Origin of the sequence: Stenotrophomonas sp. RG-453 (genome assembly GCF_033843685.1) — a bacterium.
GTDB classification, from domain to species: domain Bacteria; phylum Pseudomonadota; class Gammaproteobacteria; order Xanthomonadales; family Xanthomonadaceae; genus Stenotrophomonas; species Stenotrophomonas bentonitica_A.
This window is the reverse complement of record NZ_JAMYED010000003.1, coordinates 324,574-349,486: the sequence shown is the minus strand read 5'-3', so window position 1 is coordinate 349,486 and position 24,913 is coordinate 324,574. Positions and strand designations below refer to the sequence as shown.

Genomic DNA, 24,913 nt, shown 5'->3' with positions numbered 1-24,913 from the left:
GCTTCGGCTTTTGGCTTCGGTTGGGTGTTGCGGCACACTAGTGACATCTCCTCTCCCCTGATTCCCCCATGAAAATCGTCGAAGTGCGCCATCCGCTGGTGCAGCACAAGATCGGCCTGATGCGCGATGCGTCCCTGAGCACCAAGGACTTCCGCGAGCTGGCCAATGAACTCGGGGGGCTGCTGGCCTATGAGGCCACCGCCGACCTGGAGACCGAAGCCCACACCATGGCCGGCTGGGCGGGCCCGGTGACGGTGCAGCGCATTGCCGGGGCCAAGATCACCGTGGTGCCGATCCTGCGCGCCGGCCTGGGCATGCTCAGTGGCGTGCTCTCGCTGATCCCCGCCGCGCGGGTGAGCGTGGTCGGCCTGCAGCGCGATGAGGAGACCCTGCAGCCGGTGCCCTACTTCGAGCGCCTGACCGGCCGCCTGGAAGAGCGCGATGCGCTGATCCTGGACCCGATGCTGGCCACCGGCGGCACCCTCATCGCCACCATCGACATGCTCAAACGCGCTGGCGCCCGCCGCATCAAGGGCATCTTCCTGGTCGCCGCGCCGGAAGGCATCGCCGCCGTGCAGGCCGTGCACCCGGACGTGGAGATCTTCACCGCCGCCATCGATGCCCAGCTCAACGAGAAGGGCTACATCCTGCCGGGCCTGGGCGATGCGGGCGACCGCATCTTCGGGACCCGCGTGGTCGGTTGATCCGCTCGTTCTGACCGGCGGCCAGCACCGGCCGCCGGTGCTTCACACGGCCTGGCCATGGCCGGGCAGAAGCTGCGCGCACCATCAACCCGTGCGTGGAGCTGCGTCATGAAGACCCTGTCCCTGCTGGCCTGTCTGCTGTTTCTGGGTGGCCCTGTGATCGCCAGCGCGGCGACCCCGCAGCAACAGCGGATGGCCGATTGCTCGGCCAAGAACAAAGGCAAGACCGGCGAGGACTACAAAACTGCACAGAAGGCCTGCCTGAGCGCTCCGGCGCCGACGGCGAGCACGCCGCAGGAGCGCATGAAGACCTGCAACGCCGATGCGGCCGCGAAGAAGCTGGCCGGCGATGCGCGCAAGACGTTCATGAGCGGGTGTTTGAAGGCGCATTGACGCGTTGAGCGGGTAATGCCCGCGGCCGTGGGTGCCGTGCCGACCAACGGTCGGCACCTACCGCAGGCGTTACGCGAGCGCGCGGGCCTTCAGTTCGCCCTGTTCGTGCACGGTGCCGAAGCGGCCCTTCTCATCGCGTGACACCTGCGCCAGCGCGCACTGCGGGTCGTGGGTGAAAAACAGATGGACGTTGCGGGCCAGTTTGTCTTCCAGGAAGCTGCGTTTCTCGTCGATCAGCAGTTCGGCGTTACGGTCGTAGCCCATGGTGATCGGTACGTGCACCCACGAGCGGCCGGGAATCAGGTCCGCACAGAACACCACCCCACCCCGCGCATGGCCATCCACGCTTTCGGGGCCGATGATCTCGGCCAGCATCAGGCCCGGCGTGTGCCCGTCACTGAAACTGAAACGCACGCTGTCGCCCAGCGTCCTGGAGTGCGGGCCGTCGACGATTTCAAGCCGACCGCTTGCCTGCAGCAGGCCAGGCAGTTCGGGGATGAAGCTGGCACGGTCGCGCGGGTGCGGGTGCAGCGCGCGCGCCCAGTGCTCGGCGCCGACCAGGAAGGTCGCATTCGGGAACAGCAGTTCGGGCGTGCGCCCTTCGCTCCACGGCGCCAGCAGTCCACCGGCATGATCGAAATGCAGATGGCTCAGCACCACCACGTCGATGTCCTCGTGCTCGAAACCGGCCTCGCGCAGGGATTCGATCAGCACATGGCCGGGTTCCTGCACGCCGTAGCGGTCACGCAGCTTCGGTTCGAAGAAGGCCCCGATACCGGTTTCGAACAGCACGGTCTTGCCCGCCAGCGGGCTGGCAAGCAGTGCACGGCAGGCCAGTTCGATCCGGTTGAGATCGTCCGGTGCCGCCCACTTTTCCCATACCGCGCGCGGGGCGTTGCCGAACATCGCACCGCCGTCGAGTTTCTGGGTGTTACCGCGGATGGACCATAGTTTCATTCGCAAATTATCGTCGCGTGCCCGTTAAATATTCGCTAGCCATCGCCCATGAAAAAAACCCCGCCACTGGGACGGGGTTTCTCGTTTCTGCGGTCAGTCAGTGCGCCTGGCTGACCGCGGCGCTGCCGACCGGATTGCGCGGGTCGCTGCCGCCGCTGAGCACGTTGCTGCGACGGTCCCATTCCACGGTCTGCAGGTTGCCCCAGACGTGGCTGGAACCGCGGCCGCCAGCTGCGGTATCGCCGGGCAGGTCGATCTTGTGGCCCATCGCCTGCAGCTGCTTGATGGTGCCCACATCGAAGGTACCGTCCTCGGCCTCGATCAGGTCCGGCAGCCACTGGTGGTGGTAGCGCGGCAGCGCGGCGACCTGCTGGGCGGTCAGGCCGTCGTCGTACCCCAGGATGCCCAGCAGCACCATGGTGATGATGCGGCTGCCACCGGGCGTGCCGAGCACCACGACCTTGTCGGCGGACTCCATGAAGGTCGGGGTCATCGAGCTGAGCATGCGCTTGCCCGGCTTGGGCGCATTGGCCGCATAGCCCATCACGCCGAAGGCGTTCGGCGTGCCCGGCTTCAGCGCGAAATCGTCCATTTCGTTGTTGAGCAGCACGCCGGTGCCGGACGGAATCAGGCCCGAGCCGTATAGCAGGTTCACGGTCTGGGTCGCGCCGACGCGGTTGCCTTCGCGGTCGATGATCGAGAAATGGGTGGTCTCGTCATCTTCCAGCGGGGTCGGGTTGCCCGACAGCAGATCACTGGGGGTGGCCTTGTCCGGGTGGATGGTGGCACGCAGGCCCTGCGCGTAATCCTTGCTGGTCAGCACCTTCTGCGGGATGTCCACGAAATCCGGATCGCCCAGGAAGAAGGTACGGTCGCGGTAGGCGCGGCGCATGGCTTCCACCACCAGATGGGTGCGGTGCGCCGGATCCATCGATTTCAGGTCCCAGCCTTCCAGGATCTGCAGCATGGCGGCCAACGCGATGCCACCGGACGACGGCGGCGAGGCGGTGGTGATGGTCCAGTCGCGGTACTTGAAGGCGATCGGGTCGCGCAGCTTGACCCGGTAGCCGGCCAGTTCCTCGGCGGTCCAGTGTCCGCCGGCCTGCTTCACGCCCTTGAGCAGCAGCTTGCCGGTCTCGCCCCGATAGAAGCCATCGAAGCCCTGGTCGGCCAGGCGCTCCATGGTTTTGGCCAGTTCCGGCTGGCGGAACAGGTCGCCCTCGGCGATCGGCTTGCCGTTGCGCTCGTAGACCTCGCGCGTGCCGGGGTAGCGCTGCATCACCTCACGCCGGGACTGATAGCCCTTGGACATGCGCGCGTACACCGGGAAGCCATCGCGCGCGATGCGCATCGCCGGCTCCAGCGAGGTCTTCAGCGGCAGCTTGCCGTGCTTGGAGGACAGTTCCACCAGCGCGGCCGGCAGGCCCGGGATACCGGCCGACCAGGCACCGTTGACCGAACGGTCGCGGTCCAGGTCACCCTTCTTGTCGAGAAACGCCTCGGGCGTGGCGGACTGCGGCGCGGTTTCGCGCGCGTCCAGCATCACGTCCTTGCCGGTGGCCGCATCGTGCAGCAGGAAGAACCCGCCGCCGCCGAGGCCCGAGCTGATCGGCTCGACCACCGCCAGCGTGGCAGACACGGCCACGGCGGCGTCGAACGCGTTGCCGCCCTTGGCCAGGATCTCCATGCCCGCTTCCGTGGCCAGGTGATGGCCACTGGCGACGGCGGCGCCGTCAGGGTGTTTGGCCAGAACCGCCGGTGCGGATTCCGCGGCCCAGGCACTCGGGGCCACCAGCAGGACGAGCAGCAACCAACGACGCGACAGCGTTCTCATTTCGGCAGAAACTCCGTGACATACAATTCGGGATGATCGCGCTGCAGCCCGTGCAGCTTGGCCAGCAGGGCGTCCTGGGTTTCCGGAATGTCCGGATCGGGATCGATGCATTCGACCGGGCAGACGACCACGCACTGGGGTTCGTCGAAATGCCCCACGCACTCGGTGCAGCGGGCCGGATCGATCACGTAGATGGTTTCACCCATCGAAATGGCCTGATTGGGACAGGCCGGCTCACAGACGTCGCAATTGACGCAGAGCTCATTGATTTTCAGCGACATGGCGTTACTCCACGCCCGCGCCGGCGGATGAGAACCGGCCCACGCGGGCGCGCGGGCCGGTCATCGGTGACGCCCCTGCGGGCGCCACCCGGGCCGCGCACAAGGCACGGCCGCCACTGCACGGGTTACTTGGCTTCGACGAAGATGTACTCGGCGCCGGTCGGCTGGATGATCGACTGGACGCGGGCGTTGTCGGCGGCCTTGCCGATGAACACCACGCGCACACCCTTCATCGAGTCCGGCGAGACGTCCTTGAACACGGCCTGGATCATGTCGGCCATCTTGGCCGAGGCCGAGGAACCGAAGGCCAGCATGTTGCCCGGCTGCACGCCACGGCCCACAGCCTGGGTGGCGCTTTCGACCTGGCGCTCATACTTGGCCGCGAATTCCGGGTCCGATTCCGGGGCGAGGTAGTACAGGTACGGGCTGTTGCTGATGTTGCCCATGTTCTGCACGGCCACGGCCTGCAGGTACTTCTTCCAGCCGGCATCGTCATCGGCAGCCGGGGCGACAAGCGCCTGCTGGGCTTCGACGACCGGCGCGGCCTCTTCCTTCTTGCAGGCGGTGAAGGCCAGCGCGAACGACGCGATCAACATGGCACGCATGGTGTTGTTCATGGAATTCCTCCCTTGGTGATTCTTGGTATGTATGGGTCTGACAGGTACTACGCTTGGCCCGACTTCGCTTCACGGACCTTGCGCAGTGCCTCAAGCACGGCGGACGGCACGAAGCCGGACACGTCGCCGCCCAGGCGGGCGATCTCGCGGACCAGCGAAGACGAAATGAAGCTGTGTTGCTCGGCCGGGGTCAGGAACAGGGTCTCGACCTCCGGGATCAGATGGCGGTTCATGCTCGCCATCTGGAATTCGTACTCGAAATCGGAGACCGCGCGCAGCCCGCGCAGCAGCACCCCGCCCTGCACCGAGCGCACGAAATGCGCCAGCAGGGTATCGAAACCACGCACTTCCACGTTGCGGTTGTGGCCCAGCGCATCACGGGCGAGCTGGACGCGCAGCTCCAGCGGCAGCGTCGGCCCCTTGGACGGGCTCTGCGCCACGCCCACCACCACCTTCTCGAACAGGGGTGCAGCGCGGTTCACCAGATCGATGTGACCGTTGGTGATCGGATCGAAGGTGCCCGGGTAGACAGCAATGCGGCGGTTGGCCACGGTCATACGTCAGCTACGCGTGTTGGTCTGGTGAAAGTGTAGCAGTGGCGCGGCGATACAGGGCAAAACGGACCTCCCGGGTGCCCCCCTCGCGGTGCAGCAGCCACGGCGCGGGCATCTTCGGCGCCTGATCGGCCGGGGACTCCACGTACACCCAGGCATCAGGCGCCAGATGCGGGGGCAGCCCCGCCATCACGGCCTCCCACAGCCCATCGGCAAACGGCGGATCGACGAACGCGATATCCGCCAGCGGTCCGGCCGGCTGCCGCAGCCACTGCAGCGCATCGGCCTGCACCAGGGCGATCTGGTCCTGCGCCCCCAGCTTGGCGACCGACTCGCGCAGCTGCCGGGACAATGCGGGATCGCGCTCCACCAGCGTAGCCTGCGCCGCCCCGCGCGAGACCGCTTCCAGCCCCAGCGCCCCGCTGCCGGCGAACAGATCCAGCACCCGCGCCCCACCCAGGCGCGGCATCAGCCAGTTGAACAGGGTCTCGCGCACCCGGTCACTGCTGGGCCGCAGCCCCGGCGACAGCGGCACCGGCAGCTTCGTATTGCGCCATTTGCCCCCGATGATCCGCACCTGGCCCACGGCAGCGGCCGGCTGACGCGGTTTCATGCGGGGCTCCGGAGATGGATGGCGATCGGATGGGCGAGCGGGCGGGAAAGCGTCATGGGCAGGCAGGCAGGTAGTTCAGGACGACATTCTAGGCGGTCCAGTCGCTGTCTTTGCCAGGCACCCCGATGCTGGAATGAAATGCAGCCACGCGTGGCGTGGCTCTACCTGTCGCACGTCCGACCCACCTTGTAGAGGCAGGCGCCGCACTCCTGCTTGCGATTCGGCCCCGAAGGCTGCCGACACTCTTGAATTCGGGACAATCCACCCCTACCCCTTGAACCAGCCGCCGCGCCGGGCGCGGCAATGTCCCAAGGAGCAACACGACCCATGACCGTGCAGACCCAAAAAGAAACCCTGGGCTTCCAGACCGAAGTCAAACAGCTGCTGCAGTTGATGATCCACTCGCTGTACTCCAACAAGGAAATCTTCCTTCGCGAGCTCATCTCCAACGCGGCCGATGCCTCGGACAAACTGCGCTTCGAAGCGCTGACCCAGCCGGCCCTGCTTGAGAACGACGGCGACCTGCGCATCCGCGTCAGCTTCGATGCCACCGCCAACACCCTGACCATCGACGACAACGGCATCGGCATGAGCCGTGACGAAGCGATCGCCCACCTGGGCACCATCGCCAAGTCCGGCACCGGCGACTTCCTGCGCCAGCTCTCCGGCGACCAGAAGAAGGACTCCCAGCTGATCGGCCAGTTCGGCGTCGGCTTCTACAGCGCCTTCATCGTCGCCGACCAGGTGGACGTGTACTCCCGCCGCGCCGGCCTGCCCGCCAGCGAGGGCGTGCACTGGTCCTCGCGCGGCGAAGGCGAGTTCGACGTGGAAAGCATCGACAAGCCCGAGCGCGGCACCCGCATCGTGCTGCACCTCAAGGATGACCAGCGCGACTTCGCCGATGGCTGGCGCCTGCGCGGCATCATCAAGAAGTACTCCGACCACATCGGCCTGCCGATCCAGATGGCCAAGGAACACCACGGCGAAGATGCCCCGGCCGAGGTCGAATGGGAAACCGTCAACCGTGCCAGCGCGCTGTGGACCCGCCCGCGCACCGAGATCACCGACGCCGAGTACCAGGAGTTCTACAAGCACGCCGCGCATGACCACCAGGATCCGCTGGCGTGGAGCCACAACAAGGTTGAAGGCAAGCTGGAGTACACCTCTCTGCTGTACGTGCCCGGCCATGCGCCGTTCGATCTGTACCACCGTGACGCGCCCAAGGGCCTGAAGCTGTACGTGCAGCGCGTGTTCGTGATGGACCAGGCCGAGCAGTTCCTGCCGCTGTACCTGCGCTTCATCAAGGGCGTGGTGGATTCCAACGATCTCTCGCTGAACGTTTCGCGTGAAATCCTGCAGTCCGGCCCGGTCATCGATTCGATGAAGTCGGCGCTGACCAAGCGTTCGCTGGACATGCTGGAGAAACTGGCCAAGGACAAGCCGGAGGTCTATGCCGGCTTCTGGAAGCAGTTCGGCCAGGTGCTCAAGGAAGGCCCGGCCGAGGACTACGGCAACCGCGAGAAGATCGCCGGCCTGCTGCGCTTCGCCTCCACCCATGACGACAGCGGCGAGCCCAGCGTCTCGCTGGCCGATTACGTGGGCCGCATGATCGAAGGCCAGGACAAGATCTACTTCCTGACCGGCGACAGCTACACCCAGGTCAAGGACAGCCCGCACCTGGAAGTGTTCCGCAAGAAGGGCGTGGAAGTGTTGCTGCTCACCGACCGCATCGACGAATGGTTGATGGGGTACCTGACCGAGTTCGACGGCAAGTCGTTCGTCGATGTCGCGCGTGGCGATCTGGACCTGGGCGCGCTGGAAACCGCCGAAGACAAGCAGGCCCAGGAAGCCGTGGCCAAGGACAAGCAGGCGCTGGTGGACCGTATCAAGGCCGCACTGGGCGATGACGTGGCCGACGTGCGCGTCTCGCACCGCCTGACCGACTCCCCGGCAATCCTGGCGATCGGCGAACAGGACCTGGGCCTGCAGATGCGCCAGATCCTGGAAGCCAGCGGCCAGAAGGTGCCCGACAGCAAGCCGGTGTTCGAGTTCAACCCCGGCCATCCGCTGATCGGCAAGCTGGACCAGGAAGGCGATGCCGCGCGCTTCGATGACCTCAGCCGCGTCCTGTTCGACCAGGCCGCGCTGGCCGCGGGCGACACGCTGAAGGACCCGGCGGCGTATGTGCGCCGGCTCAACAAGCTGTTGCTCGAGCTGTCGGCGTAAGTCGCTCTGCGGGTGGGTGCCGGCCAAGGGTCGGCACCTGCCGGCGTTGATGATGCGTGGCGCCGGACTGTGGCCGGCGTGCGCGATCGAGTCAGGCCCAGCGGTCGAGCAAGGTGCCCAGCATCTGGTCCTGGCGGCGGAGCACGGTCGCGTTGGCGGCGAACGCCAGCGCGGCTTCTCTGGCCGTGAGCAGGTCCGCGATCGGCGCATTGGCATCGTCGGGCGCGGTGATCACGGTGGCGGTGACGCCGCCGCCTGCCGCTGCAGTCTGCGCGACGCCCAGGTGGGTCGCATCCGGGACCGGCAACCGTGCCACGTTGGACGCGGCGCTCTGTACCCCGAGCGAGGCGGCACGCATGCCGGTACTGGCAATGGACATCACGCTCATCGGTCACCGTTTTCTGCTGTTCCGGCCGCGCCGGCATGGCGCAGCCCTTCACAACCGGTAACGGCCGCATCGGCCATTACTTGAGTCCCGCCCCACCGCACCTGCACGCCCATGGGCCTTCGGGGCGCAGTGGTAGCATACCCCTCTGATTTCAGCGTCTTTTGCCAATGCTCAGCTTCTTCCGCCGCAAAAAGCCCCAGGACGCCCCGCAAGAGGCGGCCAAAACCCAGCATTACTCCACCGAGGAGCTGGCAGCCGCGTTCCCGCAGGCCAATCCCCAGCCTGCAGAACCGCCGGCGCCTGCGCCGCTGCCGCCGGCAGCGGAAGCCCCGGTGCCTGCCGTCGCGCCGACTGCCCCCGCAGAGCGCGTGATCGCGCCGACCCCGGAGGTTCCCGCCCCGGCAGTTCCGAAGCCTGTAGTTTCGACCCCGGTCGTGCCGGCCCCCGTTGTACCTGCGCCCGTGGTCGCACCGCCTGCCGCCCCGCCGCCGGTCGCGCCGGCACCTGTAGTGACCGCACCGGTTGTCCCGGCTCCGGCTGCTCCTGCACCTGTCGTCGCGGCGCCGGCTCCAGCAGCTCCCGTGGAGGACCGCGCGGCACCGGCCGCACCGAGCCCGGCACCGGCCGCACCGGTGAGCGCACCTGCGCCGCCCGTCGTCGCGCCGCCGGTGGCTGCTCCGGCCGTGCCCGCCGCGCTCGCTCCGGCCGTCCCGGCAGCTCCGGCACCCCCGGCTGCTCCGGCTCCTCCGGCTGCCCCGATCATCGTGACCGAGCGCCCGTCCTCCCAGGACATCGCCCCCGCCGCGGCCGGCAAGAGCGGCTGGCGCGAGCGCTTGCGCAACAGCGTGATCGCCCGCAGCTTCGGCGGCCTGTTCTCGCGCAATCCCAAGCTCGATGATGACCTGCTCGATGAGCTGGAAACTGCGCTGATCACCGCCGATGTCGGCGTCGGTGCGACCACCGCGCTGGTGGAAGGCCTGCGCAAGCGCATGAAGGCGCGCGAGTTCGCCGATGCCAATGCGCTGCTCACCGCGCTGCGCGCCGAGCTGATCGCCATCCTGCAGCCGGTCGCCAAGCCGCTGGTGATCGACCGCACCGCCAAGCCGTTCGTGGTGCTCACCGTCGGCGTCAACGGCGTCGGCAAGACCACCACCATCGGCAAGCTGGCCAAGCGCTTCAAGGACGACGGGCACAGCCTGATGCTGGCCGCCGGCGATACCTTCCGTGCCGCCGCTGTCGCGCAGCTGCAGGCCTGGGGCGAGCGCAACGGTGTGGCCGTGGTCGCCCAGGGCCAGAATGCCGACGCGGCCTCGGTCGCCTTCGATGCGCTGCAGGCCGGCAAGGCGCGCGGCACCGAAGTGCTGATCGCCGATACCGCCGGCCGCCTGCATACCCAGGCTGGCCTGATGAACGAGCTGGGCAAGATCCGCCGCGTGCTCGGCAAGATCGAAGCCAATGCACCGCACGAAGTGCTGATGGTCATCGATGGCACCACCGGGCAGAACGCGCTCTCGCAGCTGCGTCAGTTCCATGCCGCGGTCAACGTGACCGGGCTGGTGGTGACCAAGCTGGACGGCACCGCCAAGGGCGGCGTGGTGTTCGCGCTGGCCCGCGAGTTCGGCATTCCGATCCGCTTCTGCGGCATCGGCGAGCGCCCGGAAGACCTGCGCGTGTTCGATCCGGAAGCCTTCGTCGACGCACTGCTGCCGGAAGCACTCGGCGCCTGATCACCGCCGGGCCAGGCAGCGGCTTCACTTGTAGAGCCACCCCATGGGTGGCTGCTTCACCTCCGGGACCGGTCTCCCCGGCTGCCGATGCAGCCACGCATGGCGTGGCTCCCGTCCTTCTCCGGAATCTGCATGACCCGCCAGCCTCCCGCCAGCGCCGTATTGCCTGCCGACGATGTGTTCGTTTCCCGGCTGCTGCACTGGTTCGATGACCATGGCCGGCACGACCTGCCCTGGCAGCACCCGCGCTCGCCGTACCGGGTGTGGCTGTCGGAGATCATGCTGCAGCAGACCCAGGTCAGCACGGTCATCCCGTACTTCCTGAAGTTCCTGGACGTATTCCCGACCCTGCCCGACCTGGCCGCCGCCAGCAATGACGCGGTGATGGCGCAGTGGGCGGGATTGGGGTACTACGCCCGTGCACGCAACCTGCATGCCGCCGCGCAGCGCTGCGTGGACCTGCATGGCGGCGAGCTGCCGCGTGATTTCGATGCACTGCATGCGCTGCCGGGCATAGGCCGCAGCACTGCGGGCGCGATCCTCAGCCAGGCCTGGAGTGACCGGTTCGCGATTCTCGATGGCAACGTCAAGCGCGTACTGACCCGCTATCACGGCATCGAGGGCTTTCCCGGCCTGCCGGCGATCGAAAAGCAGCTGTGGGCGGTCGCCGAGGCGCACGCAGCGCAGGTGCCTGGCACGCGCATGGTCGATTACACCCAGGCGCAGATGGACCTGGGCGCCAGCGTCTGCAGCCGCAGCAGGCCTGCCTGCGTGATCTGTCCGCTGCAGGCGACCTGCGTTGCACGGCGCGAAGGCCGTACCGATCAGCTGCCGACACCGAAGCCGGGCAAGACCCTGCCCGAACGCGAGGCGGTGGCGCTGCTGCTGCGCGATGCGCGCGGCCGTGTGCTGCTGCAGAAGCGGCCGGACACCGGCATCTGGGCGCAGCTGTGGACCCTGCCCCAGGCTGACAGCGGCATCGCCCTGCAGGACTGGTTCGATGCGCATATCGAGGGCTCGCTGGACGATGCCGAGCCGCTGCCGGTGCTGGAGCACACCTTCAGCCACTACCGGCTGCATCTGCAGGTACTGGTGGCGACGGTTCAGGGCTCGCGCGGCGAGGATGCCGGCGTACGCTGGGTCGCTGCCGAAGAGCTGGAAAAGCTGGGCCTGCCCGCACCGATCCGCAAGCTGCTCCAGACCGGTGCACCGCCCGCTCAGCCCAAGCGCCGTACAATGCGGCGCGCAGCAACATCCCAAGACAACGAGTAACGCTATGCCCCGCACCGTTTTCTGCCAGTACGAACAACGCGACGCCGAAGGCCTGGACTTCGTGCCCTACCCCGGCGAGCTGGGCCAGCGCATCTTCAACCACATCGGCAAGCCGGCCTGGGCCGCGTGGCTGGCGCACCAGACCATGCTGATCAACGAAAACCGGCTGTCGCCGCGCGATCCCAAGCACCGTGCGTTCCTGGAAGAGGAACTGGTGAAGTATCTCTTCAGCGGTGGCGCGGAGAAGCCGGCCGGGTTTGTTCCGGAGGCGTGACCGGGTCTGATACCGACCAACGGTCGGTATCTACCGCGAGGATGGGGGACCGTGAAGTTGTTGGCGATAGCGAGGTTGTTGGCGATCGCCAGGTTGTGGCGACCGCGAGGTTATGCCGACGGCGAGATCGCGGTGCATCCTCGATAGGCCTTGGCCGGCCAGCGGCCGGCACTACCGGGTCGGCGCCTGCTGGCCTTCTTCGCGCTCCTGCAGCTGCGCCTGCCGCAGCTCCTGCTCGGAGGCGCGCAGCGCCTTGGTATCGAGCTTGCGGATGCTGCTGATGAAGCACGGCATGTTCATCGGTCCCGGCGTGGGGTCGTGCACCAGCACCTTGTCGAAGCGGGCCGACACACGGCCGACCCGGCTGGTCAGGCCGATCGCCGGGGCGTAGTCCAGCCCCTGGCACGGCCCGGCCAGTTCCAGCAGATAGCCTTCGCTTGGGCGCGTCCACACCGCCAGCGCGCTCTCGCCCAGTTCGGTCCAGCCGGACAACGACCCGTACAACGGCATGTCCTGCTGCGGCGGACCGGCGTGCGCGCGGTAGAGATCAAGCTTCTGCGCGGTGGACAGGCGGCCGGTACTGGCGCACGCGGCCAGCCCAAGGCACAGGGCCGCGATGGCAAGGGTCTGCTTCATGACGCCTCCTGCTGGGGAATGTGCGCCGATCATGCGCCGCCCGGCGTGGTCCCGGCGAGAGGAACCCGCCGGGTGTTCAGCGCTCAGGCAGGCAGCGCTGCCCGCTCAGACCTCGCTGTGGGCCAGGCTGTGCAGCCGCCCTTCGCGCAGTTCCAGCACGCGGTCCAGCTTGCGTGCCAGCGAGCGGTCGTGGGTCACCAGCACCAGGCTGGTGTGGTGCGCGCGGTTGAGCTCGAGCATCAGCTCGAACACGGTCGCGGCGGTCTTGTCGTCCAGGTTGCCGGTGGGTTCGTCGCCGAGCACGCAGGCCGGGCGGTTGACCAGGGCGCGGGCCACGGCGGCACGCTGGCGCTCACCGCCGGAGAGCTCGCCCGGCTTGTGGTCCACCCGGTGCCCCAGGCCGACCGATTCCAGCAACGCCTGCGCGCGGTTGCGCGCGTCGGCCACTTCTTCGCCCCCCAGCAGCACCGGCATCATCACGTTTTCCAGCGCGGTGAATTCGGGCAGCAGGTGATGGAACTGGTAGACGAAGCCGAGGGCGCGGTTGCGCAGGCGGCCACGCTGGCTGTCGGACAGGCCGGACATGCGCTGGCCGGCCACATAGACCTCGCCCGCCGTCGGCGTATCCAGGCCACCCAGCAGGTGCAGCAGGGTGCTCTTGCCGGCGCCGGAGGCACCGATGATGGCCACGGTCTCGCCGGCGGCCACGCGCAGGTCCAGCCCGTTGAACACCGGGGTCTGCATGCGGCCTTCGGCATAGGTCTTGGCCAGCGCTTCGGCGCGGATGACTTCCTGGCCCAGGGTGAGTGCTTCATTCATAACGCAGGGCCTCCGCCGGCTGGGTACGTGCCGCGCGCCAGGCGGGATACAGGGTGGCAAGGAAGCTCATGACCAGCGCCACGGCGGTGATCATGATGATGTCCGGGGTCTGCATGTCGGTCGGCAGGCCGGTGATGTAGTACACGTCCTCCGGCAGCAGCTTGACGTTGAACAGCGTCTCGATCGCGCCGAGGATGCGCTCCAGGTTCAAGGTCAGGGTGATGCCACCGATCACGCCCAGCACGGTGCCGAAGATGCCGATCAGCGAGCCCTGCACCATGAACACCTGCATCACCCCGCCCGGGGTCAGGCCCAGGGTGCGCAGGATCGCGATGTCGGCCTGCTTGTCGGTGACCAGCATCACCTGCGAGGAAACGAGGTTGAACGCGCCCATGGCGATGATCAGCGAGAGCAGGATGCCCATCACCACCTTCTCCATGCGCAGCGAGTGATACAGGTTGGCGTTCTGCTGGGTCCAGTCGCTGACCCGGTAGGCACCGGTCAGGTTGTGGGCCAGATCGACACCGACGTCCAGCGCCTTGTCCATGTCGTGCAGCTTCAGGCGCACGCCGGTCACGCCATCGATGCGCAGCACCTTTTCCAGATCGGCCATGTTGGCGTAGGCCACGCCACGGTCGACCTCGTTGTAGCCGGCTTCGAAAATGCCGCTGACGGTGAAGCGTTTCATGCGCGGGATCGCGCCGATCGGCGTGCCCTGCACTTCGGCCAGGGTCACCAGCACCGTATCGCCCACGCCGACGCCGAGGTAGATCGCCAGTTCCTGGCCCACCAGCAGGTTGTAGCTGCCTGCGGTCAGGCTGTCGAAGCTGCCCTTCTTGACCTTCTGGTTGATGACCGAGACGTTCGGCTCCAGCGCCGGGTCGATGCCCTGCACGATGGCGCCCTGCACGCGGGGGCCGCTGAGCATGGCCTGGATTTCGATGTACGGCGCCGCGCCGGCGACACGCGGGTCCTTTTTCGCCACATCCACCGCATGCGCCCAATCGGCCATCGGGGCGCCGTCGGTGGTGATGGTGGTATGCGCGGTCATCTGCAGCAGCCGGTCGCGGATTTCCTTCTGGAAACCGCTCATGACCGCCAGCGTGGTGATCAGCACGGTCACGCCCAGGGCAATGCCGAGGATCGAGGCCATGGAGATGAAGGAGATGAAGCCGTTGCGGCGTTTGGCGCGCAGGTAACGCAGGCCAATCGAGACAGGAATGGGTTTGAACATGCAGGTACGCCGGACAATTCAGGCTATGGTGCCACTGCAGGGGGTGAACGGGAAATGCAGTGTGCCCGGACGGCTAGTCGCAGTTCACGTGCCTGCGCCTGCGGAAGGGTATCTGGCCAGAACAAGCGCCAGTGACGGCGCCCTTCGTGCCGCCAGCGCAGCTGCAGCAGCGGGCCGCGGCGACGCATCTGCAGGTCCTCGACCGCCTCGCCATCCACCTGGGCCGGCTCATCATCCAGGGGGATCAGGAAGGCGCAGCCCGGGCCGCGCGCATACCGCCACGCCTCCAGCCACGTGCCCACCATCGCCACCAAGCCCAAGGCCAGGCCCCACGGCGCCGGAAGCTCGGTGGCCCACAGGGCCCAGGGCATCAGCGCGCCCATGGCGATCAGCGCGCGGCACTGCCAGCGCGAGGGGTGCCACTCAAGCTGGCAGGGCGCGGATCCTGGCGATGAGGGCAGCGGGCGCGGCATGCGGGCATTCCTCGTAACCCATGAACCAGCGCCACAACTTATCGTCTTCGCTTTCCAGCAGGAACAGGAAAACCTCGCGCTCGTCTGTCGGTGCCCGCAGCCAGCACCGGTCCAGGTAACGGCCGAACAGCTGATCCAGCTCGCGCATGCCGCGGCGGCAGCGCCAGCGCAGCTTTTTCAGTTCGGTTGCTTCATCCATTTTCTGCGTTTCCAGATAAGGCAAAGCCACGCATGGCGTGGCTCTACCGTTTCGATCATTTTCTGAGAAGCCACGCATGGCATGACTCTACCATTTCGATCATTTTCTGAGACGCCACGCATGGCGTGGCGCTACCGTTTCGATCCTCTGTTGCAGGACCACGCATGGCGTGGCGCTACCGGGCACGTCTGGATCAGGCGCGACGCGCCATCATCAACTTCTTGATCTCGGCAATGGCCAGCGCCGGGTTCAGGCCCTTCGGACAGGTCCGCGAGCAGTTCATGATGGTGTGGCAGCGGTACAGCTTGAACGGGTCTTCCAGCTCGTCCAGGCGCGCACCGGTGTCTTCATCGCGCGAGTCGACGATCCAGCGGTAGGCCTGCAGCAGGATGGCCGGGCCCAGGTAACGCTCGCCGTTCCACCAGTAGCTCGGGCAGCTGGTCGAGCAGCACGCGCACAGGATGCACTCGTACAGGCCGTCCAGCTTCTTGCGGTCTTCCGGCGACTGCAGGCGCTCGCGATCCGGCGGCGGCGGGGTCTGGGTGCGGATCCACGGCTTGATCGAGGCGTACTGCGCGTAGAAGTGGGTCAGGTCCGGCACCAGATCCTTGACCACGCTCATGTGCGGCAGCGGGTAGATCGGCACTTCGGCCTTGCCGCAGTCGGCGATGGCGCGGGTGCAGGCCAGCGTGTTGGTGCCGTCGATGTTCATCGCGCACGAACCGCAGATGCCCTCACGGCACGAACGACGGAAGGTCAGGGTCGGATCGATCTCGTTCTTGATCTTGATCAGCGCGTCCAGAACCATCGGGCCGCAGGCGTCCAGATCGATCTCGTACGTATCGGTGCGCGGGTTGCTGTCGTCGTCGGGACTCCAGCGGTAGATCTTGAAGGTGCGGGTGTTCTTCGCACCGCTCTTGGCGGGGAAGTGCTTGCCCTTTCCGATCTTGGAATTCTTGGGGAGGGAAAACTCGGCCATGGCTGTTCTCGTTGGCTCAGGCGGCTCGCGCTGCGGGGCAGGCGCGGGTAGCACGGAAGATGAGGAAGTCGACACCACCGGCCAGCGGCGCACGCGCCACCCCACCCTTGCGGGGGACGGCGGTCGCGGGCGCTGCGTGGACGGAGGTCATGCCGCAGGTCTCTTAGTAAACGCGCGGCTTGGGCGGGACGACGTCCACGTCCTTGCTCAGCGTGTACATGTGGACCGGGCGGTAGTCGAACTCGCACTTGCCGTTCTCGTCGACGTTGACCAGCGTGTGCTTCTGCCAGTTGACGTCGTCGCGGTCCGGGAAGTCCTCATGCGCATGCGCGCCGCGGCTTTCCTTGCGCTGTTCGGCCGAGTTGATCGTCGCCACCGCGTTGAGCAGCAGGTTGTTCAGCTCGTAGGTTTCGATCAGGTCCGAGTTCCACACCAGCGAACGGTCGGAGACCTTGACGTCCTGGAAGGAGTCGAAGATCTCGGCCATCTTGGCGCAGCCCTCTTCCAGGGTCTTGCTGGTCCGGAACACCGCCGCGTCGTTCTGCATGGTGCGCTGCATGCGATCGCGGATGACCGAGGTCGGGGTGTCGCCGTTGGCGTAGCGCAGCTTGTCCAGCAGGCCCAGCGCCTTGTCGCACGCATCCGACGGCAGGGTCTTGTGCGGCGCGCCGGACTTGATGGTCTCGGCACAGCGGTTGGCCACCGCACGGCCGAACACGACCAGATCCAGCAGCGAGTTGGAGCCCAGGCGGTTGGCACCGTGCACGGACACGCAGGCCGCTTCGCCGATGGCGTACAGGCCCGGCACGACCGCATCGGGGTTGTCGCCGACCTTGCGCACGACTTCGCCGTGGTAGTTGGTCGGGATGCCACCCATGTTGTAGTGCACGGTCGGGATGACCGGGATCGGCTGCTTGTGCACGTCCACGCCGGCGAAGATGCGGGCGCTTTCAGCGATGCCCGGCAGCTTGTCGTCGATGACGCCCGGGCCGAGGTGGGTCAGGTCGAGCAGGATGTGATCCTTGTGCTCGCCAACGCCGCGGCCTTCGCGGATCTCGATGGTCATCGAACGCGACACCACGTCGCGCGAAGCTAGATCCTTGTAGTGCGGGGCATAGCGCTCCATGAAGCGCTCGCCGTTGCTGTTGCGCAGGATGCCGCCTTCGCCACGCACGCCTTCGGTGATCAGGCAGCCCGCGCCGTAGATACCGGTCGGGTGGAACTGCACGAACTCCATGTCCTGCATCGGCAGGCCGGCACGCATGACCAGACCGCCGCCGTCGCCGGTGCAGGTGTGGGCCGAGGTGGCGCTGAAGTAGGCGCGGCCGTAGCCGCCGGTGGCCAGCACCACGCCGTGGGCGCGGAACAGGTGCAGCGAGCCGTCGGCCATGTCCAGCGCGAGCACGCCGCGGCAGACGCCTTCGTCATCGAAGATCAGGTCGAGCGCGAAGTACTCGATCATGAAGCGCGCGTTGTGCGCCAGCGACTGCTGGTACAGCGTGTGCAGCATGGCGTGGCCGGTACGGTCGGCGGCGGCGCAGGTGCGCTGCGCGGACGGGCCTTCGCCGTACTTGGTGGTCATGCCACCGAACGGGCGCTGGTAGATCTTGCCCTCTTCGGTACGGCTGAAGGGCACACCGTAGTGTTCCAGTTCGATGATGGCCGGGATCGCTTCGCGGCACATGTACTCGATGGCGTCCTGGTCACCCAGCCAATCCGAGCCCTTGATGGTGTCGAAGAAGTGGTAGCGCCAGTCGTCTTCGCCCATGTTGCCCAGCGCGGCCGAAATACCGCCCTGCGCGGCCACGGTGTGCGAACGGGTCGGGAAGACCTTGGTCAGACAGACCGTCTGCAGGCCCTTGGCGGCAAGGCCGAACGTGGCGCGCAGGCCAGCACCGCCGGCGCCGACCACGACCATATCGTACTTGTGTTCCGTAATCTTGTAAGCGGACATCTAATCTGGATTCCTGTCTTGGTGCCTGGACTCAGGCGACGCCGAGCGCGATGCGGGCGACCGCAAAAACACTGACGATCCCGCCGAGCACGGCGATGAACTTCACCGTGGTCTGCAGCGCCAGGGCCAGCAGCGAATTGTGGATGTAGTCTTCCAGCACGACCTGCAGGCCGAGCTGGGCATGCCAGAACATCGCGACCAGGAAGCCGACCAGCAGCACCGCGTTCCACGGCTTGGACACCGCGTCGGTCGCGGTCACGTAATCGGCGCCGATCAGGCTCAGTACGAACACCAGGAACCAGATGGTCAGGCCGACCAGCGCGGTGGCGGTCAGGCGCTGCATCACGAAGTGCTCGGTACCGGTCTTGGCAGCGCCAAGGCCACGCACGTTCTTCAGCGGGGTACGGTACTTGTTCATGCGGCCGCTCCCATGAAGACGTAGGCCCAGACCAGGGCGGTGATCACCAGGCTGGCGAAGACCGAGACCCAGCTGCTGCGCACGAAGGCGGGAATGGAGAAGCCGATCGCGAAGTCCTGCACGATATGGCGGATGCCATTGCACAGGTGGTAGGCGAAGGACCAGGTCCATGCGAACAGGAACAGCTTGCCGTACCAGCTGCCGGCATGGCCGGTGAAGCAGTTCCAGGATTCAGGACCCATCATCAGGGCGAGCAGGCCGCCGGCAATGATCAGGGCTCCAACAGACAGAAAGATGCCGGTGGCTCGATGCAGGATCGAGGTGGCCATCTGAATCTGCCAGCGATACACCTGAAGGTGCGGGGAAAGGGGACGTTCTCTGGCGGCCATTCGCTGGGCTCGTTGTCTCGGCTGGGCGGCGCAATGCCGCGTTGGCTCAATGCTGATCAGAAATCGATGCAGCGTCCGTTTTTCTCCCAATCTCCGTACCGCACCGGATCAAGTCCGCCGCGGCCGCCGATTTCCAAAGGCAATGCCGGAGTCTCGGGAAGCGGTTGCTCCTCGGGTACCAGCGTGCCTTCAGCTTCAGAATCTGGAGAGGGGGTTGTTTGGCCTATCATGGGTGGTCTCGCAACGCACAAATTTTAGACCCCGTTCACGTGCCTGACAACCTGCCCTCCGATTTCGCCGGCTTTTCGCGCCTCCCCGGTCACCAGCTGCTCAGTCTCAGCGGTGCCGATGCGGCCGCGTTCGCCCATGCCCAATTCTCCAGCGATGTCACCGCCCTGCCCCTGCGGCATTGGCAGTGGAGTGCCTGGCTGACGGCCAAGGGCCGCACCATTGCTGTGTTCCAGCTGTTGCGGCTGGACCAGGAGCGCATCGTGGTGGTGCTCGCCGATGGCGACGCCGATGCGATTGCGTCGCAGTTGCAGCGTTTTGTCTTCCGCCGCAAGGTGCGGATCGAGGTCCGCAATGATCTTGCCGTGGCGGCAAGCTTCACCGCGCCGGAATCGGCCTCCGGCGGCGCGATTGCGCAACTTGGCGGCGAAAACATCGAATTGGACCTGGGCAGCGACGCACTTCCGCGCAGCCTGCGCATCGGTGCCGCCGACGCCGTGGCGACCCACGCCGACAGCGCGGATATTGCGCTGGCCTGGCGCCAGGCCGATCTGCGTTACGGCCTGCCGCGCCTGGATGCCGATCAGCGCGAGCAGTGGACGCCGCAGCAGCTGGGCCTGGACCGCCTGAACGGGTACAGCGTCAAGAAAGGCTGCTACCCGGGCCAGGAAATCGTGGCCCGCACCCACTTCCTGGGCAAGGCCAAGCGCGCCCTGCAGCTGCTGCGGGTCGTGGAGGGCACGACCAGCGGCACGCAGGTACATCAGAAGGACGCAGCGATCGGCACGGTGGCCTCGGTGGCCGGTGATCTGGCCCTGGCGGTGCTGCCGCTGGAGATCGCGCCGGAGCCGTTGAGCGTCGGCGGGGTCCAGGCCGCCCACCTGCCGTTGCTGGATGGTCTGGCGCGGTAGACCCGGTAGGCATCGACCGTTGATCGATGCGGTACGCCATGAACGTTGATGGGTGTGCGTGGAGCCGGCCAGCGGCCGGCACTACCGGATCTGGTGGAACTGCCCGATCTGGTGGCACTACCGGATCTGGTGGCACTGCCGGATTCGCGCACGGGTAGTGCCGGCCGCTGGCCGGCAACCCCGTACCCGTCCGCGCCTTACGCGTCGTTCAAGCGCTCGCCGGTCTGCGCATCGAAGAAATGCAGGCCCTGCGGATGGATCGCCACGCGGATCGGCTCGCCGACCGACGGCAACCCCTGCGGTGCCACGCGCATCACCAACGGCTGGCCGCCACTGGTCATGTTGACGAAAATCTCGTTGCCGACCGGCTCGATGCCATCGATCATCGCCTCGAACGCCGTCGCATCCCCGGCCGCGGCCGGCTGCAGATGCTCCGGGCGCACGCCCACGGCGATCGCCTTGCCGACCCACGCCTGATCGATCCGGGCCTGGCCCAGCGGCGCGGTCAGCCCGGTGTCCTGTACGGCATAGCCGCTGTCGGTGCGCTGCAGGGTGCCGCGCAGCACGTTCATCGCCGGGCTGCCGAGGAAGCCGGCCACGAACAGGTTGGCCGGGCGGTCGTACAGCGCCATCGGGGTATCGATCTGCTGGATCACGCCATCCTTGAGCACCACGATGCGCTGGCCCAGGGTCATCGCTTCCACCTGATCGTGGGTCACGTAGATCATGGTGGTGCCCAGCTTGCGGTGCAGCTGCGCGATTTCGGTCCGCACGCTGTGGCGCAGTTTGGCGTCCAGGTTGGACAGCGGCTCATCGAGCAGGAACACCGCCGGCTCGCGCACCAGCGCGCGGCCCAGCGCAACGCGCTGGCGCTGGCCGCCGGACATCGCCTTGGGCAGCTTGTCGAGCATCTCGGTCAGGCCCAGCGTTTGGGCCGCCTCACTGACCCGCTTGCTGATCGTGGCCTTGTCGTGGCCGCGCAGCTTCAGACCGAAGGCCAGGTTCTCGGCCACGGTCATGTGCGGATACAGCGCATAGCTCTGGAACACCATGGCGATGTCACGATCCTTGGGCGCCACGTCGTTGACCACGCGGTCGCCGATCGTCAGCGTGCCGCCACTGATTTCTTCCAGGCCGGCGACCATGCGCAGCAGTGTGGACTTGCCACACCCGGACGGCCCCACCAGCACCATCAATTCACCATCGGCCACTTCGAAGGTCGCGCCCTGCACGGCCACCTGACCGTTGTCGTAGACCTTGCGAACGCCCTGCAACTGCACTTTTGCCATATCACCATTCCAGTCCGCCCGGTCTCCGGGCTGTTATGCGGAACTGCCTTCGGCCCTCCCGATGGCAGGTCGATGGCGTGGTGCCGCATGACGGCGACCACTGCAATCGAATACAGTCTGCGCATTCTGCCATGTAAACGTTTTCACGTGGCACTATCCGATAGTCGGCCGTGACCTGGATGCCGGGGAGGATGCGATATCCCCCACGACACCGGGTTGGCAGGCCATCATGCCGGGCGGAATCCATGGGGCGTGCTGCACCTGCAACAAGCAGACAAAGGACCCCGCCCGACCCCCGAGAACATAGACGAGAAGCGATTGACAACGATGTCACCCGGATCTGAAACTCGAGCGATGCACGACACCCTTTTCCTGTTTGGCGCCACAGGTGACCTGGCCCAGCGCTACCTGTTCCCCTCGCTGCTGCGATTGCTGGGCGACGGCCTGCTCCCCGAAGACTTCAAGGTTCGTGCGCTGGCGTTGTCGCCGCACGACACCGACGCCTTCCGCGAGATCCTGCGCCCGCGCCTGCAGCAGGCCATGCCGATGGCCAGCCAGGACGATATCCACTCGCTGCTGCAGCGCATCGACTACCGCTCGGTGGACCTGCGCAATCCCGAGTCCGTGGCCGAATCGGTCCACGACCTGGTCGACCGCAACTGCGTGAGCTACCTGGCGATCCCGCCGGGCCTGTACATCTCCACCTGCGAAGGCTTGGCCAAGGGCGGCGCGCTGGCCGCCCCGCACCGCCTGATGCTGGAAAAGCCGATCGGCAGCGACAGTGCCAGCGCCGAGGAGATCATCTCCACGATCGGCCAGTGGATCGACGAAGACCGCGTGTTCCGCCTGGACCACTACCTGGGCAAGGCCGCGGTGCAGAACCTGATCGCGCTGCGCTTCGGCAATACGCTGCTCGAGGCGGTCTGGAACCGCAACTACATCGAATCGGTGCACATCCTGGTGGCCGAGAGCGAAGGCGTGGATGGCCGCGATGCGTACTACGCCCGCTCCGGCGCGCTGCGCGACATGGTCCAGAGCCACATCCTGCAGCTGCTGTGCCTGGTCGCGATGGAACCGCCGGCGTCGCTGGAAGCCGACCGCATCCGCGACGAGAAGGTCAAAGTGCTGCGCGCCCTGCGCCCGCTCGATGCCAAGCATGCCGCGCGTGACAGCGTGCGGGGCCGCTACACCGCCGGCACCATCAACGGCCAGCCTGCGCAGGCCTACCAGCCGCCGGAAGGCAGCGATGTGGAAACCTTCGCCGGCGTCACCGCGCATATCGACAACTGGCGCTGGTCCGGCGTGCCGTTCCACCTGGTCACCGGCAAGCGCCTGGCCGAGCGCACCACCCGCGTGGTGGTCACGCTCAAGCCGGTCACGCATTGGCTGTTCGAGCGCCCGCACCGCGGCAATGCCACCCCCAACCGCATCACCTTCCAGCTGCAGCCGCAGGAAAACATCGAGCTGGGCCTGATGAGCTCGCTGGCCGGCCCGGAATGGGGCGCGCTGGAACTGCATCCGCTGGAACTGGAACTGTCCGTGCCGACCGGCCTGCACCGCCGCATCGCTTATGAACGCCTGTTCCTGGATGCCTTCAACGGCAACCATGCGCTGTTCGTGCGCGATGACGAAGTGCGCGCGGCCTGGGCGTGGATCGACAGCGTCAGCGATGCGTGGAAGGAAGCCAAGCTGCCGTTGCAGCCCTACCCGGCCGGTCAGTGGGGTCCAGAAGAAGCCGCAGGCTTCCTGCCTGCCGACGCCGATGCCGACGCAACCCGCGGTGGCCAGGCATGACGGTGTTGTCCCAGCCGGTCCTCGTCGCGGATATCGGCGGTACCAATGCACGCTTCGCCCTGGCCGATACCTCGCTGGCCGCGCCGCTGCAGCAGGACAGCATCCGCGAATTCGCGGTCGCTGACTTCCCCTCGCTCGGTGAAGCCGCACGGCACTACCTCGAGCAGATCGGCGCCGAAGCCAAGCGCGGTGTGTTCGCCGTGGCCGGCCGTGTCGACGGTGACGAGGCACGCATCACCAATCACCCGTGGGTGATCTCGCGCATCCGCACCGCGCACATGCTCGGCTTCGACGACCTGCACCTGATCAATGACTTCGCCGCCCAGGCGATGGCGATTTCGCTGCTGCAGCCGCAGGACGTGATCCAGGTCGGCGGCGCGGCGTGGGTGCCGGGCAAGCCGGGCCAGCCGCGCAACTACGCGGTGATCGGCCCGGGCACCGGGCTGGGCGTAGGCGGGCTGATCCTGCGCCATGGCCGCTGCTATCCGCTGGAAACCGAAGGCGGCCACGTCAGCTTCCCGCCGGGTACGCCGGAAGAAATCCGCATCCTGGAGATCCTGTCCGAACAGTTCGGCCGTGTCTCCAACGAACGCCTGATCTGCGGCCCCGGCCTGGTCAACATCCATCGCGCCGTGTGCGAGATGGCCGATATCGACCCGGGCCAGCTGCAGCCGGTGGACGTCACCGCGCGGGCGCTGCATGGCGACCCGCAGGCCATGCGCACCGTGGATGTGTTCTGCGCGGTGTTCGGCGCGATCGCTGGCGATCTGGTGCTGATGCAGGGCGCTTGGGATGGCGTGTTCCTGACCGGCGGGCTGGTGCCGAAGATGCTCGATTCGCTGCAGCACTCCGGCTTCCGCCAGCGCTTTGAACACAAGGGCCGCTTCTCTTCGATCATGTCCAAGGTGCCGTCACTGGCCGTGATGCACCCCAGCCCCGGCCTGCTCGGCGCGGCCGCGTATGCGGCGGATGTGGAACGCGATCTGCCGGGAGGCACTGCATGAATACCCTGGATACGTCCGAACGTTTCACCTTGATCCGCCACGGCGATGCCGATGGCTGGATCGAGGCCGTCGCCGCGGAAATGGCGGCCGAGCTGAACCGCGACATCGCCGAATTCGGCCGCGCGCGCATGCTGCTCTCCGGCGGCACCACGCCGGCACCGGTCTACCAGGCGCTGGCCGAGCTGGACGTGCAATGGGACCGGGTGGAAGTGAGCCTGGTCGATGAGCGCTGGCTGTCGCCGCAGGATCGCGACAGCAATGCCTGGCTGGTGAAGGAGAGCTTCCTGACCCGTGCCGAAGGCGCGCATTTCGATCCGCTGGTGCGGGTCGGCAAACCGCTGCCCGAGTGCGTCTACAGCGCCAACCTGCAGGCCCAGCACAGCCAGCGGCCGTGCCTGAGCGTGCTGGGCATGGGCAACGACGGCCACACTGCGTCGCTGTTCCCGGGGTCGAAGGACCTGACCCGGGCACTGGAAAGCACCCTGCCCTACGCGGCGCTGGATGCCACCGGCTGCCCCGGTGCCAACCAGTGGCCGCTGCGCATCACCCTCACCCCGCACGGCTTGAAGCAGAGCCGCCAGCGCCTGCTGCTGCTGCGCGGCAAGCAGAAGCTGGAAGTGCTCAAGCACGCGCTGGAAAGCAACAATCCGCAGCTGTATCCCATCCTCAACGCGATCGATCTCGACGGCGCGAAACTGCGCGTCCACTGGTGTGACTGAGTTGCCCCGGTGTTGTTCCGTTCGCCT

28 protein-coding genes are annotated in these 24,913 nt (G+C 66.8%); 10 read left to right on the top strand and 18 right to left on the bottom strand.

All coding sequences use genetic code 11. The features are described 5' to 3' along the window. Positions 1–68: 68 nt before the first annotated feature. A complete protein-coding gene (gene upp, locus NJD74_RS07250) occupies positions 69–704 on the top strand; it encodes a uracil phosphoribosyltransferase (protein ID WP_070470290.1) in 636 nt (211 codons plus the stop codon). 108 nt (positions 705–812) lie between these two features. Continuing rightward, on the top strand, positions 813–1,097 hold the full coding sequence (locus tag NJD74_RS07245) for a PsiF family protein (RefSeq protein ID WP_319623880.1): 285 nt from the start codon (positions 813–815) through the stop codon (positions 1,095–1,097). A 69-nt stretch (positions 1,098–1,166) separates the two neighbouring features. Here the strand turns inward: NJD74_RS07245 and NJD74_RS07240 are convergent, their stop codons facing one another. The 6 genes from NJD74_RS07240 to rsmD all read right to left on the bottom strand — a co-directional run bounded on the left by NJD74_RS07240 (position 1,167) and on the right by rsmD (position 5,953). Then, the gene (locus NJD74_RS07240) at positions 1,167–2,054 is read right to left on the bottom strand and encodes an MBL fold metallo-hydrolase (protein WP_319623879.1); all 888 of its coding nucleotides are present in this window, start codon (positions 2,052–2,054) and stop codon (positions 1,167–1,169) included. Between the two features lie 97 nt (positions 2,055–2,151). Further along, a complete protein-coding gene (gene ggt, locus NJD74_RS07235; RefSeq protein ID WP_102788324.1) occupies positions 2,152–3,888 on the bottom strand; it encodes a gamma-glutamyltransferase in 1,737 nt (578 codons plus the stop codon). After that, positions 3,885–4,169, bottom strand: a complete 285-nt coding sequence (locus NJD74_RS07230) for a YfhL family 4Fe-4S dicluster ferredoxin (RefSeq protein WP_070427136.1) — start codon at positions 4,167–4,169, stop codon at positions 3,885–3,887. The genes ggt and NJD74_RS07230 overlap by 4 nt, the downstream gene beginning before the upstream one ends. A 125-nt stretch (positions 4,170–4,294) precedes the next feature. Further along, a complete protein-coding gene (locus NJD74_RS07225; protein WP_019183240.1) occupies positions 4,295–4,786 on the bottom strand; it encodes a hypothetical protein in 492 nt (163 codons plus the stop codon). Positions 4,787–4,833: 47 nt separating this feature from the next. After that, a complete protein-coding gene (gene coaD, locus NJD74_RS07220; RefSeq protein WP_019183241.1) occupies positions 4,834–5,343 on the bottom strand; it encodes a pantetheine-phosphate adenylyltransferase in 510 nt (169 codons plus the stop codon). Positions 5,344–5,350: 7 nt separating this feature from the next. Beyond that, on the bottom strand, positions 5,351–5,953 hold the full coding sequence (gene rsmD, locus NJD74_RS07215) for a 16S rRNA (guanine(966)-N(2))-methyltransferase RsmD (RefSeq protein ID WP_070470295.1): 603 nt from the start codon (positions 5,951–5,953) through the stop codon (positions 5,351–5,353). Positions 5,954–6,280: 327 nt separating this feature from the next. Here rsmD and htpG point away from each other — a divergent pair, with 327 nt between their 5' ends. After that, positions 6,281–8,179: a molecular chaperone HtpG gene (gene htpG, locus NJD74_RS07210; protein ID WP_019183243.1), complete on the top strand. Its 1,899-nt coding sequence runs from the start codon at positions 6,281–6,283 to the stop codon at positions 8,177–8,179. A gap of 91 nt (positions 8,180–8,270) precedes the next feature. On the opposite strand, the gene NJD74_RS07205 is transcribed toward htpG, so the two are convergent. Continuing rightward, the gene (locus NJD74_RS07205; protein WP_319623878.1) at positions 8,271–8,567 is read right to left on the bottom strand and encodes a hypothetical protein; all 297 of its coding nucleotides are present in this window, start codon (positions 8,565–8,567) and stop codon (positions 8,271–8,273) included. A gap of 167 nt (positions 8,568–8,734) precedes the next feature. Between NJD74_RS07205 and ftsY the strand changes: the two genes are divergently transcribed. The 3 genes from ftsY to NJD74_RS07190 all read left to right on the top strand — a co-directional run bounded on the left by ftsY (position 8,735) and on the right by NJD74_RS07190 (position 11,840). After that, the gene (gene ftsY / locus NJD74_RS07200) at positions 8,735–10,294 is read left to right on the top strand and encodes a signal recognition particle-docking protein FtsY (RefSeq protein WP_319623877.1); all 1,560 of its coding nucleotides are present in this window, start codon (positions 8,735–8,737) and stop codon (positions 10,292–10,294) included. 132 nt (positions 10,295–10,426) lie between these two features. Continuing rightward, entirely contained in the window at positions 10,427–11,566 is a 1,140-nt protein-coding gene (gene mutY / locus NJD74_RS07195) for an A/G-specific adenine glycosylase (protein WP_070470568.1), read from the top strand. A 4-nt stretch (positions 11,567–11,570) separates the two neighbouring features. Then, a complete protein-coding gene (locus tag NJD74_RS07190) occupies positions 11,571–11,840 on the top strand; it encodes an oxidative damage protection protein (protein WP_019183247.1) in 270 nt (89 codons plus the stop codon). Between the two features lie 171 nt (positions 11,841–12,011). Here NJD74_RS07190 and NJD74_RS07185 read toward each other — a convergent pair whose 3' ends face one another. The 10 genes from NJD74_RS07185 to NJD74_RS07140 all read right to left on the bottom strand — a co-directional run bounded on the left by NJD74_RS07185 (position 12,012) and on the right by NJD74_RS07140 (position 19,171). Next, positions 12,012–12,476, bottom strand: a complete 465-nt coding sequence (locus tag NJD74_RS07185; protein ID WP_019183248.1) for a DUF6491 family protein — start codon at positions 12,474–12,476, stop codon at positions 12,012–12,014. A gap of 105 nt (positions 12,477–12,581) precedes the next feature. Beyond that, on the bottom strand, positions 12,582–13,295 hold the full coding sequence (lolD, locus tag NJD74_RS07180; protein WP_019183249.1) for a lipoprotein-releasing ABC transporter ATP-binding protein LolD: 714 nt from the start codon (positions 13,293–13,295) through the stop codon (positions 12,582–12,584). Continuing rightward, on the bottom strand, positions 13,288–14,529 hold the full coding sequence (locus NJD74_RS07175; RefSeq protein ID WP_019183250.1) for a lipoprotein-releasing ABC transporter permease subunit: 1,242 nt from the start codon (positions 14,527–14,529) through the stop codon (positions 13,288–13,290). The genes lolD and NJD74_RS07175 overlap by 8 nt, the downstream gene beginning before the upstream one ends. Before the next feature lie 23 nt (positions 14,530–14,552). After that, entirely contained in the window at positions 14,553–15,002 is a 450-nt protein-coding gene (locus NJD74_RS07170; RefSeq protein WP_319623876.1) for a hypothetical protein, read from the bottom strand. Further along, the gene (locus NJD74_RS07165; protein ID WP_070470574.1) at positions 14,953–15,201 is read right to left on the bottom strand and encodes a succinate dehydrogenase assembly factor 2; all 249 of its coding nucleotides are present in this window, start codon (positions 15,199–15,201) and stop codon (positions 14,953–14,955) included. Before NJD74_RS07165 ends, NJD74_RS07170 begins: the two co-directional genes overlap by 50 nt. Before the next feature lie 193 nt (positions 15,202–15,394). Next, complete coding sequence (locus NJD74_RS07160; protein ID WP_019183253.1) at positions 15,395–16,180, bottom strand: succinate dehydrogenase iron-sulfur subunit; 786 nt, start codon at positions 16,178–16,180, stop codon at positions 15,395–15,397. A 163-nt stretch (positions 16,181–16,343) separates the two neighbouring features. Beyond that, positions 16,344–18,134: a succinate dehydrogenase flavoprotein subunit gene (gene sdhA / locus NJD74_RS07155; RefSeq protein ID WP_019183254.1), complete on the bottom strand. Its 1,791-nt coding sequence runs from the start codon at positions 18,132–18,134 to the stop codon at positions 16,344–16,346. Positions 18,135–18,165: 31 nt separating this feature from the next. Next, the gene (sdhD, locus tag NJD74_RS07150) at positions 18,166–18,552 is read right to left on the bottom strand and encodes a succinate dehydrogenase, hydrophobic membrane anchor protein (RefSeq protein ID WP_019183255.1); all 387 of its coding nucleotides are present in this window, start codon (positions 18,550–18,552) and stop codon (positions 18,166–18,168) included. Next, positions 18,549–18,941 (bottom strand): succinate dehydrogenase, cytochrome b556 subunit, encoded by a 393-nt coding sequence (gene sdhC / locus NJD74_RS07145; RefSeq protein ID WP_019183256.1) that lies wholly within the window; start codon positions 18,939–18,941, stop codon positions 18,549–18,551. Before sdhC ends, sdhD begins: the two co-directional genes overlap by 4 nt. 56 nt (positions 18,942–18,997) lie before the next feature. Next, positions 18,998–19,171, bottom strand: coding sequence for a DUF1674 domain-containing protein (locus NJD74_RS07140; protein ID WP_080114829.1), 174 nt, complete (start codon positions 19,169–19,171; stop codon positions 18,998–19,000). Between the two features lie 39 nt (positions 19,172–19,210). On the opposite strand from NJD74_RS07140, the gene NJD74_RS07135 reads away from it, so the two are divergent. After that, positions 19,211–20,080: a folate-binding protein YgfZ gene (locus NJD74_RS07135; RefSeq protein ID WP_070470576.1), complete on the top strand. Its 870-nt coding sequence runs from the start codon at positions 19,211–19,213 to the stop codon at positions 20,078–20,080. Positions 20,081–20,277: 197 nt separating this feature from the next. Here the strand turns inward: NJD74_RS07135 and ugpC are convergent, their stop codons facing one another. Beyond that, entirely contained in the window at positions 20,278–21,369 is a 1,092-nt protein-coding gene (gene ugpC, locus NJD74_RS07130) for a sn-glycerol-3-phosphate ABC transporter ATP-binding protein UgpC (RefSeq protein ID WP_070427124.1), read from the bottom strand. A gap of 354 nt (positions 21,370–21,723) precedes the next feature. Between ugpC and zwf the strand changes: the two genes are divergently transcribed. Genes zwf through pgl form a run of 3 tightly spaced genes read left to right on the top strand, consistent with a single transcriptional unit; the run spans position 21,724 to position 24,886 of the window. Then, on the top strand, positions 21,724–23,163 hold the full coding sequence (zwf, locus tag NJD74_RS07125; protein ID WP_019183260.1) for a glucose-6-phosphate dehydrogenase: 1,440 nt from the start codon (positions 21,724–21,726) through the stop codon (positions 23,161–23,163). Further along, positions 23,160–24,167, top strand: coding sequence for a glucokinase (gene glk, locus NJD74_RS07120; protein ID WP_019183261.1), 1,008 nt, complete (start codon positions 23,160–23,162; stop codon positions 24,165–24,167). Before zwf ends, glk begins: the two co-directional genes overlap by 4 nt. Continuing rightward, a complete protein-coding gene (gene pgl, locus NJD74_RS07115; protein ID WP_019183262.1) occupies positions 24,164–24,886 on the top strand; it encodes a 6-phosphogluconolactonase in 723 nt (240 codons plus the stop codon). The genes glk and pgl overlap by 4 nt, the downstream gene beginning before the upstream one ends. Positions 24,887–24,913 lie beyond the last annotated feature (27 nt).

What these genes read in the sequence shown, in the direction of transcription:
- upp (WP_070470290.1), top strand. Translation starts at nt 69, where the DNA reads ATGAAAATCGTCGAAGTGCGCCATCCGCTGGTGCAGCACAAGATCGGC.
- NJD74_RS07245 (WP_319623880.1), top strand. Translation starts at nt 813, where the DNA reads ATGAAGACCCTGTCCCTGCTGGCCTGTCTGCTGTTTCTGGGTGGCCCT.
- NJD74_RS07240 (WP_319623879.1), bottom strand. Translation starts at nt 2,054, where the DNA reads ATGAAACTATGGTCCATCCGCGGTAACACCCAGAAACTCGACGGCGGT.
- ggt (WP_102788324.1), bottom strand. Translation starts at nt 3,888, where the DNA reads ATGAGAACGCTGTCGCGTCGTTGGTTGCTGCTCGTCCTGCTGGTGGCC.
- NJD74_RS07230 (WP_070427136.1), bottom strand. Translation starts at nt 4,169, where the DNA reads ATGTCGCTGAAAATCAATGAGCTCTGCGTCAATTGCGACGTCTGTGAG.
- NJD74_RS07225 (WP_019183240.1), bottom strand. Translation starts at nt 4,786, where the DNA reads ATGAACAACACCATGCGTGCCATGTTGATCGCGTCGTTCGCGCTGGCC.
- coaD (WP_019183241.1), bottom strand. Translation starts at nt 5,343, where the DNA reads ATGACCGTGGCCAACCGCCGCATTGCTGTCTACCCGGGCACCTTCGAT.
- rsmD (WP_070470295.1), bottom strand. Translation starts at nt 5,953, where the DNA reads ATGAAACCGCGTCAGCCGGCCGCTGCCGTGGGCCAGGTGCGGATCATC.
- htpG (WP_019183243.1), top strand. Translation starts at nt 6,281, where the DNA reads ATGACCGTGCAGACCCAAAAAGAAACCCTGGGCTTCCAGACCGAAGTC.
- NJD74_RS07205 (WP_319623878.1), bottom strand. Translation starts at nt 8,567, where the DNA reads ATGAGCGTGATGTCCATTGCCAGTACCGGCATGCGTGCCGCCTCGCTC.
- ftsY (WP_319623877.1), top strand. Translation starts at nt 8,735, where the DNA reads ATGCTCAGCTTCTTCCGCCGCAAAAAGCCCCAGGACGCCCCGCAAGAG.
- mutY (WP_070470568.1), top strand. Translation starts at nt 10,427, where the DNA reads ATGACCCGCCAGCCTCCCGCCAGCGCCGTATTGCCTGCCGACGATGTG.
- NJD74_RS07190 (WP_019183247.1), top strand. Translation starts at nt 11,571, where the DNA reads ATGCCCCGCACCGTTTTCTGCCAGTACGAACAACGCGACGCCGAAGGC.
- NJD74_RS07185 (WP_019183248.1), bottom strand. Translation starts at nt 12,476, where the DNA reads ATGAAGCAGACCCTTGCCATCGCGGCCCTGTGCCTTGGGCTGGCCGCG.
- lolD (WP_019183249.1), bottom strand. Translation starts at nt 13,295, where the DNA reads ATGAATGAAGCACTCACCCTGGGCCAGGAAGTCATCCGCGCCGAAGCG.
- NJD74_RS07175 (WP_019183250.1), bottom strand. Translation starts at nt 14,529, where the DNA reads ATGTTCAAACCCATTCCTGTCTCGATTGGCCTGCGTTACCTGCGCGCC.
- NJD74_RS07170 (WP_319623876.1), bottom strand. Translation starts at nt 15,002, where the DNA reads ATGCCGCGCCCGCTGCCCTCATCGCCAGGATCCGCGCCCTGCCAGCTT.
- NJD74_RS07165 (WP_070470574.1), bottom strand. Translation starts at nt 15,201, where the DNA reads ATGGATGAAGCAACCGAACTGAAAAAGCTGCGCTGGCGCTGCCGCCGC.
- NJD74_RS07160 (WP_019183253.1), bottom strand. Translation starts at nt 16,180, where the DNA reads ATGGCCGAGTTTTCCCTCCCCAAGAATTCCAAGATCGGAAAGGGCAAG.
- sdhA (WP_019183254.1), bottom strand. Translation starts at nt 18,134, where the DNA reads ATGTCCGCTTACAAGATTACGGAACACAAGTACGATATGGTCGTGGTC.
- sdhD (WP_019183255.1), bottom strand. Translation starts at nt 18,552, where the DNA reads ATGAACAAGTACCGTACCCCGCTGAAGAACGTGCGTGGCCTTGGCGCT.
- sdhC (WP_019183256.1), bottom strand. Translation starts at nt 18,941, where the DNA reads ATGGCCGCCAGAGAACGTCCCCTTTCCCCGCACCTTCAGGTGTATCGC.
- NJD74_RS07140 (WP_080114829.1), bottom strand. Translation starts at nt 19,171, where the DNA reads ATGATAGGCCAAACAACCCCCTCTCCAGATTCTGAAGCTGAAGGCACG.
- ugpC (WP_070427124.1), bottom strand. Translation starts at nt 21,369, where the DNA reads ATGGCAAAAGTGCAGTTGCAGGGCGTTCGCAAGGTCTACGACAACGGT.
- zwf (WP_019183260.1), top strand. Translation starts at nt 21,724, where the DNA reads ATGCACGACACCCTTTTCCTGTTTGGCGCCACAGGTGACCTGGCCCAG.
- glk (WP_019183261.1), top strand. Translation starts at nt 23,160, where the DNA reads ATGACGGTGTTGTCCCAGCCGGTCCTCGTCGCGGATATCGGCGGTACC.
- pgl (WP_019183262.1), top strand. Translation starts at nt 24,164, where the DNA reads ATGAATACCCTGGATACGTCCGAACGTTTCACCTTGATCCGCCACGGC.